The organism is Chitinophaga sp., from assembly GCF_035564935.1.
GTDB lineage: Bacteria > Bacteroidota > Bacteroidia > Chitinophagales > Chitinophagaceae > Chitinophaga.
The window spans coordinates 1-7,943 of the sequence record NZ_DATMTE010000854.1 but is presented as its reverse complement, the minus strand read 5'-3'; the positions used below and the strand labels follow the sequence as shown (position 1 = coordinate 7,943).

Genomic DNA, 7,943 nt, shown 5'->3' with positions numbered 1-7,943 from the left:
CATCGGACTGACGACCAATATACGCCAGGACGATAAATTTATCCGGAAACCGCCGGAAGATAATTATCTCTTTTTCGTAAAAAGTTGTAATATCTTCGCTTAAGCATTTAGTTATATATAAATATATACCTGACAATTATTCAAACCGATTAGTATGCCAAGATTTGTGATAGACTGTGAGAGAATGAAATATCCGAACAACGGTCTATATACTTATTGCAGCGAACTTGGCCAAACTTTAATGAAGTTGATCGCTCCTCCGGAGGAGCTGTACTTCTATTTGCCTTCCTATAAGGAAACACTTTTTTCAAACCAGGCCCATTACAAACAAAAAGCATGGCATAAACTGTGGATGCCGTATTCGAAAGATATTCAGCTCTGGCATACTACTTACCAGTTATCCGACTATATTCCTGCTTCCCCGGGAATAAAACGTGTATTAACTATACACGACCTCAATTTCCTGTACAAACCCAATTATAAACATAAAATATCGGGCCAGCTGTCAAAAGTACAGCGGATGATCAATAAAGCGGATCATATTATTACAATATCGAATTATGTAAAAGAAGATGTTTTGCAGCACCTCGAAATTGGCGATACTCCGCTGAGCGTTATCTATAACGGCTGTGATGTGAAATCATTCCCGTTGTTCAACGACCCGCTCTACCGCCCTTCCCGGCCATTTCTTTTCACTATCGGCACCATTTTACCCAAGAAAAATTTCCATGTTATTCCCCGGCTACTGAAAGATAATGATTATGAACTGGTTATAGCCGGTAACGCCAATACCACCTATCAAAAACAAATCCTGCAGGAAGCGGCCCTCTATGGGGTTCAGGACCGGGTTAAAATTATTGGCCCGGTAGATGAGAAAAGTAAATACTGGTATTTCAGCAATTGCGCAGCTTTCGTATTCCCCTCTATCGCTGAAGGCTTTGGCATTCCTGTAATAGAAGCGATGCACTACGGGAAACCCGTATTTCTTTCGGATAAAACCAGTTTACCCGAAATTGGCGGTGAACTGGCTTACTATTTTAAAAACTTTGACCCTGCGTATATGCAGGAGGTTTTCAATAAAGGAATGGCCCATTATAACGCCACCCAGCCTATGGCTGCGCTTAAAAAGCATGCCGACAGCTTCAGATGGGAAGAAATAGGCGCGCAGTACCTGGATATTTACCGCTCGCTAACCGCGTAAACCGGGATACCTTATTTTTGTTCTTTAAATTCTGTAAACAACAAAATGTACCAGCAGCATATACCCGGACTCTTAAACGGAAATATAAAGTCACTGGCCCGTTGCATTTCCCTCGTTGAAAATGAAGCAACAGGATATGAACAGCTGCTGGAACAAATACCGGTGAGTGATCATACCAAAGTGGTAGGCATTACCGGTCCCCCCGGTGCGGGAAAGAGCACCCTGGTAAATGCACTCATTACTCAGTTACTGGAACAGGATAAAAGTGTGGCTATCATAGCGGTAGATCCCTCTTCACCTTTCAATTTCGGCGCCCTGCTGGGCGACCGGATCCGGATGGGTCAGCACTTCAATCACCCGCACGTTTTTATCCGCTCTATGGCCAGCAGGGGAGCCCTGGGAGGATTGAGCCCTAAAATTATTGAAGTAAGTGACCTTATCAGGGCCGCCGCTTTCGACTACCTTTTTATAGAAACGGTGGGGGTAGGGCAAAGTGAAGTGGAAATAGCCGGTGTGGCAGATACCACGGTTGTGGTAGTGGTTCCGGAGGCCGGCGATGAAATCCAGACCATGAAAGCAGGTCTGATGGAGATCGCGGATATCTTTATTGTGAATAAAGCCGACCGGGATAATGCAGACGCCTTTGTAAAAAATCTGCGGCTGCTGGCGCATAGCAGGCATCACAGCGATTGGGAAATCCCGGTGATCAAATCAATAGCTACCCAACAGTCAGGCATACACGAAATAATAAAGGCGATCGAACAACATCATGCCGTTGTTTCCCATCAACAACAAAAGCACATTTTACTACTAGCGGAAAAAGCCTGGCAACTGATACAGTACAGGCGCATGAAAAACATCTCCAAACAAACCCTTCAGCAAGAGATACGGGAACTGTTGCAGCAAAAAACGTTTAATCTTTACCGTTATATCAGCACAAAAAGCTAAGGGTGCATGGAATTACCTCCACCTGATCACAGAAGCATATACAGTGGCGGCCAACCCGGCTTACGCCGCACTCACTGGCGCCGCTCAGCCAGCGGGAAGCACTCCGCAGGATTGATTAAGTAATTTTTTGCTATCTTTGCGGCATGCGTTTTACTTCATTCGGCATATCTATCGCTTACGCGGTGTTTAATTACGGTCTCTGATCTGCAGGGGACGGGCGTTTTCATACCCATACATTTCCAATATATTTTTTTCTTACTTTCTAAATTCAGTAATTATGCCTTGGTTATTCCTTGTCATTGGTGGACTGTTTGAAATAGGCTTTACTATTTCATTAAAGTATTCCGAAAATTTTTCCAGGCTGTGGCCATCTGTGAGTTTCGTTGTATGTATTTCTCTAAGCTTTTTCTTTTTGAATAAAGCAATTAATGGCGGTCTTCCAATAGGCACCTCTTATGCTGTGTGGACAGGTATTGGCGCTGCCGGCACCGCTATTGCCGGTATGATATTTTTTAAAGAACCGGCTGCCATGCTGCGCATTTTTTTCCTGATGCTGTTAATAGGCTCCATTGTAGGTTTGAAGTTTGTTTCCGGACACGAATAAACAGGCATCGGCAGCGCAAAGTTATGAATGGCTTTGCGCTGTTTTGCTTTTGAAGATGGCAATGCCATAAGCCAGTATGCAGGCAAGTATTGCAGGAAGGGCCGCATTGATATCATGGGTCATTTCCACCAATAATGCAATAGCGGTGAACACCACACGTGAAGTACCCGCCAGCATGGCTCCCATACCTACCAGTACAACAATGCCGGCGTTAATCATAACAGCAGGAAAGAGCATTTGCATAGGAGCGCCTATCAAAAGGCCGATAGCGCCACCCATCACCAGTAAGGGAATAATACCGCTGCCTGTTTTATTGGCGCCCGAGAAAAAAAGCCAGGCAATCCATTTGATAAAGGCCAGCGCAAAAAGAATAGCCAGCGTAACGTGCGCCTGTAACAGATCCGTAACATAGCCTTCGCCCGTACCCAGTATCCGCGGAAAAATGTAACCGGTAATACCAGTAAGTAATGCGGGGATAAGTAAATACCACTTGCTATAGTTTGTTAGCTTTCCAAACCATTTGCCAATAAGCTTATACAGCACCGTACTTAACCTGGCCCATAGCCCTACCAGTAAAGCAATTACACTGTAAGCCATCACCGCTTTTCCATTCATTGCGGGCAGGGCGGCAAAACTTAACACAGGGTTGGTACCCCTGTACAGGTAACTGCCAGCAGCAGCGGTTGCTGCGGCTGCCATTACCGGCAATATGCCTTTGAGTGCCCGGTTTGGTAAACATAGCTCTATTGCCAGGAGTACAGCCGCTACCGGCGCACCAAAAAGGCTGCCCAACGTACTGCATGCACCGGCAGTAAAAAGTATCCGGCATTCCTCTTCCGTGCAACGGAATAACCTGCCGGTCCACGCACCTACGCCGCCGTTAAATAACATAACGGCGTTTTCAACGCCTAACGGATTACCGGCTCCTATTGCAACAGTTAATCCTGATGCACGAAGCAGGGGAGAAGCGTACCGGCTGACGGCTGTAAGCAGTACAGCGCCGGCTACCGGGATGCCAATAATCCACCATTCACGTTCTGTATTTTCAACACCCGTAAAATGAGTTGTTATTTCATCATAATAAGCCAGCGATGTTATTGCGCGAATGATAGTGGTAATGCCCCAGGCAACTGCAACGCCGGCAGCCGCTACCAGTATGGCGGCAGCAGAAAGATACCAGGTACGGGAGGAGCCTGCCAATGCTGCGTTAGCCGGCGCCTGCGGTGGTGCAGTCTCCACCAGGGGAAGTCCGTTTTTTGTTATAGCGTATAGCCTATTCGTCATGAAGTGGGTATTATCAACCAGATTATCAAATCTATATAGTTCACTGTAGAATCACAAATAATTTATAGTTAATATATTAAATGGCTAACGTGCAGGGGTATACGAGCCATCAAACAAATCAGTGTAATCGTCCTGATCAGTGTTCTAATATAAAAACCGGGTTGTTTTAGTTAGGCAACCTTATTATATTTGTAATAACCCATCCGTGATGGAAACCAAAACTAATATGTATGAATGACGCTAGGCATCAAGGCACAGCTGGCGCTGATAATCCCTCCTCACCGGATGCCCAAACAATGGTTGTATTAAAAAGGATGTTATTGTTCACCAATGAGGATGAACAATACCTGATGATGGCAGGAAATATCCTGACAGCGCATACAGAAGACATCCTTGACAACTGGTATAACTGCATTTTAAAGAATAATTATCTTGCTACCTATTTCACAAAGGATGGTGCACCCGATATTGTATATCTGCAGTCGCTCCGTCCGCATTTCCGTAAATGGATAACAGACCTGTGTACCCGCCAGGAAGGAAAGCCATGGTGGCAATTCGAAGAGCGGATTGCTGCGCAGTGGCAATATAAAAAAGCGGAGGAGCACGATATAGATCCTTTGCCGCTGATATATTTACGCTATTTGTCTTCTTTTATATATCCTGTTTCTGAGGCCGGCCGGCCCTTCCTGAATAAGCAGGGCCATTCTGCAACAGAGGTGGAACGTATGCAGCAGGCCTGGTTTAAAGCAATCAGTTTTAGTGTATTGTTATGGGTATACCCTCAGCCCCGACAACTCCCTTTTTAGTATAACCATTTACGTTAGCATCAAAAGTATTTCAATGGAAGTTGCTGTTTTTGACACTTATGTTAAGAAAAAAGATGGAGGATATCTGCATTTTGATATCATCGTTACAAAAGATACTCCGTTTGATGAAGTGCTCACTTATGGGAATATATATCTTCAATCGAAAAAAAGAGAGGGGTTAAACATTTCCCGGAAAGACTGCCGTTTTTGCCATATCACTGAAATTATACCGCGCTGGGAAACCCATATCCGGCAAAAAGGGTACTATATCCATGAATTGGAGGGGTGCCAGTAAAAAATACAGCGCCATGCAGGAATGTCACTAATATGCTATTTCATGCCATATATTTATATTGTACCTTGCCAAACTAACTATAAGGACAGCAAGAAAATATGGGGAAAGTTTCCACATTCAGCCCTGCACAGCAGGCAGAAGACACACCAAGTAAAATAGTGGCCTCCCTGGAGCGATTATCAGAAGCCTTCCGCGTATTATTATGGCAGGAAGCAACACAGTATGGATTAAGTCCCATTCAAATCCAGGTACTTACCTTTTTACTGCACTACCCGGAGGAAAAACGTACTGTAACTACACTGGCATCGTACTTCAACATGACCAAAGCCACCATCAGCGATGCAGTGAAATCACTGGAACAAAAGCATTACCTGACGCGTAAAGCCAGCCCTACGGACACGCGCAGCCACACTTTACACCTGGTGAAAGAAGGCAGGGCCGTTGCTAAAAAAGTAGAGCAATTTGCGGATCCATTACAAAAAACGGTAGCGCAAATGCCATTAAAAGACCAGGCAGGACTGCTGGAACAACTGATGCAGGTAGTATACCAGCTTAACCAGCAGGAAATCATTTCCACCCAGCCCATGTGTTTTAACTGTGAACATCTCAATGAAAAGAAAGGGTATCACTGTAATAAGTTGAGGATCTCTTTAAACAATGGTGGTTTAAGGATGGAATGTCCTGTTTTTAAACTCCGCGAAGAGTAGCCGTTATTTTACTGGATACGGGGCAATTGGCAGGTCATTTCATTATCACCGGCTACAAACCCGAATTGTTCATATAATAAACGGCCTTCCTTACTGGTATGTAAACTCACTTTACCGGTATTCCGCTCTTTTGCTTCATCGAGGATCTTTTGCAGCAGTGTTTTTGCGATACCTTGGCGGCGAAATGCCGGAAGTGTAAACACGTTCAGGATATAGGCTACCTTGCCTTCGAGATTGTGGTACAGCGGCGGCTGATTGTAAAAAACGATACCTGCACTGGCCACTATCTCGCCTTCCGCATCGGCAAACCAGTTTACAAAGTTATTTTTGGTAAGATGTTCTGTTAAGTAGACCCTGAGCTGATCCTTCAACACGGCATCCTGGGAGTTATCAGACTTAGGGTAAATTTCTTTCAGAAACTGCAGCCGCAAATGTACTAACTGCGGGATATCCGTTATATCCGCTTTTCTGTAGGTGATCATAGTTCTTTTGGGTTATGCTAAATTTGTCAGGCTTCCTTATTGCTTCTCCACCACCTGAATGCCAGGAAGCCGATGATAGCAAGGGGCGTTAAAGCCAGCATCAGAATACCATTGTTCAAGCCTTTTGCCGGGCCTTCACCCAGCTGCTGAGCCGTTTTAGTACACAGGGAACATTGCGCCATTACTGATCCGCTCATCACCGTCAGAAACACCGTCAGTAAAAACAAACCTGTCTTCTTCATAGTATTATTGTTTGATCCTGTAAAATTAGGCTATCTGCCTCAAAAAAACCGCTTAATTCTATCAATGGTAATAAGGGGAGATCATAATATATACAATCACCCCGGTAACGGCTACATAAAACCAGACGGGCCAGGTGATCCGGGCTATTTTCCGGTGGCGGGGAATATCGTTCTGAAAACCGCGCAGCAGGGTGAACAGCACCAGCGGTACTATAATAGCAGCCAGTACAATATGCGTAAGCAACAGGAAATAGTAAACATAACGGATACTTCCCAGCATCGCTTTTTCTGCCGCATCCAGCATACCATTATGATCCAGGTCGCCAAAACGGGTTTCGGGCGCCAGTGAATGATAGGTAACATAGGAAAGCAGGAATATTGCCGACAATCCCACTGCAATTAAATTGGTGGTTTTATGCGCCTTTACGTATTTATTCTTTATAAAATAGAGGCTGGCCAGCAGTAAAACTGCGGTACTGGTATTCAGAATAGCATGGAACAGTGGCAGGATCCTGATGTCAAAACCAGGATGCATCTCCGGTTTGGGCAAAACAAACAATAACGCTACCAGCACTGGTATAACTATTGACACGATAGTAATAGGCGTATTGAGATTTCTGTTCTTAAGTTCCATATCCACTAAAATGTGAAAGGTGAATAAAGAAAGGCGAACAACCTTTCCTTATTCACCTTTCCTTTACAATTATTTTATTACTTCTCTCCGGAGAACAGTTTTTTCAGGAAGGCTGCAAAACCCGGGCGGTGTCTGTCTTTTGCCAGATGCAATATGGCGATATCGCCGGCGCATCTTTTTACATCATTGGAATCAAGCCCGTTATAATATCCCCGGATGTTCTTGTTCTTATCGATCAATACCAGCTTCTCGGTATGTATAAAATCGTCCGGACCACCATCTCCCTGTGTTACTGAAACAAAGAAGTCGTTTCTGGCAAGGTCATAGATCTCCTTTTTACTACCGGTAAGCAACCACCAGTTATCGGGATTTATCTGGTGATCGTATGCATACTTACGCAATTTATCTACCGTATCCCGTTCGGGGTCTACTGAAAAGGAGAGGATCTGCAGCAAAGAATCGTTCTTTACATACGCACTCTGTACCTTTCTCAGGTTCTTTGTTAATGTAGGACAGATACTTGGGCAGGAAGTGAAAAAGAAATCAACCAGTAACACCTTTCCTTCCATGTCTTTCAAACTCACCTGTTCTCCAAGTTGGTTGGTAAGTTTGAAGTCCCTGATCTTATGAAAAACGGTATCGTAAGATACTTTACCATTTTCAGAGATCGTATCTATTCTCTCGGGGATGAAGTATCCTGGTACCGGCACCACATTTTTTCCGTAGTGATCTACAATGAG

The 7,943-nt window shown here is 44.5% G+C and carries 11 protein-coding genes; 6 read left to right on the top strand and 5 right to left on the bottom strand.

Annotation, left to right across the window (positions count from 1 at the left end):
- Window positions 1–154: 154 nt before the first annotated feature.
- The 3 genes from VN105_RS22365 to VN105_RS22355 all read left to right on the top strand — a co-directional run bounded on the left by VN105_RS22365 (window position 155) and on the right by VN105_RS22355 (window position 2,753).
- Window positions 155–1,201, top strand: a complete 1,047-nt coding sequence (locus tag VN105_RS22365; protein ID WP_325644387.1) for a glycosyltransferase family 1 protein — start codon at window positions 155–157, stop codon at window positions 1,199–1,201.
- A gap of 45 nt (window positions 1,202–1,246) precedes the next feature.
- Window positions 1,247–2,149 (top strand): methylmalonyl Co-A mutase-associated GTPase MeaB, encoded by a 903-nt coding sequence (gene meaB / locus VN105_RS22360; RefSeq protein ID WP_325644385.1) that lies wholly within the window; start codon window positions 1,247–1,249, stop codon window positions 2,147–2,149.
- A 277-nt stretch (window positions 2,150–2,426) separates the two neighbouring features.
- Complete coding sequence (locus VN105_RS22355; RefSeq protein WP_325644383.1) at window positions 2,427–2,753, top strand: multidrug efflux SMR transporter; 327 nt, start codon at window positions 2,427–2,429, stop codon at window positions 2,751–2,753.
- A gap of 21 nt (window positions 2,754–2,774) precedes the next feature.
- Here VN105_RS22355 and VN105_RS22350 read toward each other — a convergent pair whose 3' ends face one another.
- Window positions 2,775–4,037, bottom strand: coding sequence for a chloride channel protein (locus VN105_RS22350; protein ID WP_325644381.1), 1,263 nt, complete (start codon window positions 4,035–4,037; stop codon window positions 2,775–2,777).
- A 230-nt stretch (window positions 4,038–4,267) separates the two neighbouring features.
- Between VN105_RS22350 and VN105_RS22345 the strand changes: the two genes are divergently transcribed.
- From VN105_RS22345 to VN105_RS22335, 3 genes are all read left to right on the top strand, one after another.
- Window positions 4,268–4,843: a protoglobin domain-containing protein gene (locus tag VN105_RS22345; RefSeq protein WP_325644379.1), complete on the top strand. Its 576-nt coding sequence runs from the start codon at window positions 4,268–4,270 to the stop codon at window positions 4,841–4,843.
- A gap of 34 nt (window positions 4,844–4,877) precedes the next feature.
- Entirely contained in the window at window positions 4,878–5,138 is a 261-nt protein-coding gene (locus VN105_RS22340) for a DUF2024 family protein (RefSeq protein WP_325644377.1), read from the top strand.
- A gap of 98 nt (window positions 5,139–5,236) precedes the next feature.
- Window positions 5,237–5,845 (top strand): MarR family winged helix-turn-helix transcriptional regulator, encoded by a 609-nt coding sequence (locus VN105_RS22335; protein WP_325644375.1) that lies wholly within the window; start codon window positions 5,237–5,239, stop codon window positions 5,843–5,845.
- Between the two features lie 8 nt (window positions 5,846–5,853).
- On the opposite strand, the gene VN105_RS22330 is transcribed toward VN105_RS22335, so the two are convergent.
- The 4 genes from VN105_RS22330 to VN105_RS22315 form a co-directional block, all read right to left on the bottom strand.
- Window positions 5,854–6,327: a GNAT family N-acetyltransferase gene (locus VN105_RS22330; RefSeq protein ID WP_325644373.1), complete on the bottom strand. Its 474-nt coding sequence runs from the start codon at window positions 6,325–6,327 to the stop codon at window positions 5,854–5,856.
- A gap of 26 nt (window positions 6,328–6,353) precedes the next feature.
- Complete coding sequence (locus tag VN105_RS22325; protein ID WP_079471726.1) at window positions 6,354–6,569, bottom strand: hypothetical protein; 216 nt, start codon at window positions 6,567–6,569, stop codon at window positions 6,354–6,356.
- Window positions 6,570–6,630: 61 nt separating this feature from the next.
- Window positions 6,631–7,203, bottom strand: a complete 573-nt coding sequence (locus VN105_RS22320) for a DUF420 domain-containing protein (RefSeq protein ID WP_325644371.1) — start codon at window positions 7,201–7,203, stop codon at window positions 6,631–6,633.
- Window positions 7,204–7,280: 77 nt separating this feature from the next.
- The coding region (locus tag VN105_RS22315) for an SCO family protein (protein ID WP_325644369.1) at window positions 7,281–7,943 on the bottom strand (663 nt) is incomplete at its 5' end.

Coding starts and splice junctions, on each gene's coding strand:
- meaB (WP_325644385.1), top strand. CDS start 1,247: ATGTACCAGCAGCATATACCCGGACTCTTAAACGGAAATATAAAGTCA.
- VN105_RS22355 (WP_325644383.1), top strand. CDS start 2,427: ATGCCTTGGTTATTCCTTGTCATTGGTGGACTGTTTGAAATAGGCTTT.
- VN105_RS22350 (WP_325644381.1), bottom strand. CDS start 4,037: ATGACGAATAGGCTATACGCTATAACAAAAAACGGACTTCCCCTGGTG.
- VN105_RS22345 (WP_325644379.1), top strand. CDS start 4,268: ATGAATGACGCTAGGCATCAAGGCACAGCTGGCGCTGATAATCCCTCC.
- VN105_RS22330 (WP_325644373.1), bottom strand. CDS start 6,327: ATGATCACCTACAGAAAAGCGGATATAACGGATATCCCGCAGTTAGTA.
- VN105_RS22340 (WP_325644377.1), top strand. CDS start 4,878: ATGGAAGTTGCTGTTTTTGACACTTATGTTAAGAAAAAAGATGGAGGA.
- VN105_RS22325 (WP_079471726.1), bottom strand. CDS start 6,569: ATGAAGAAGACAGGTTTGTTTTTACTGACGGTGTTTCTGACGGTGATG.
- VN105_RS22335 (WP_325644375.1), top strand. CDS start 5,237: ATGGGGAAAGTTTCCACATTCAGCCCTGCACAGCAGGCAGAAGACACA.
- VN105_RS22365 (WP_325644387.1), top strand. CDS start 155: ATGCCAAGATTTGTGATAGACTGTGAGAGAATGAAATATCCGAACAAC.
- VN105_RS22320 (WP_325644371.1), bottom strand. CDS start 7,203: ATGGAACTTAAGAACAGAAATCTCAATACGCCTATTACTATCGTGTCA.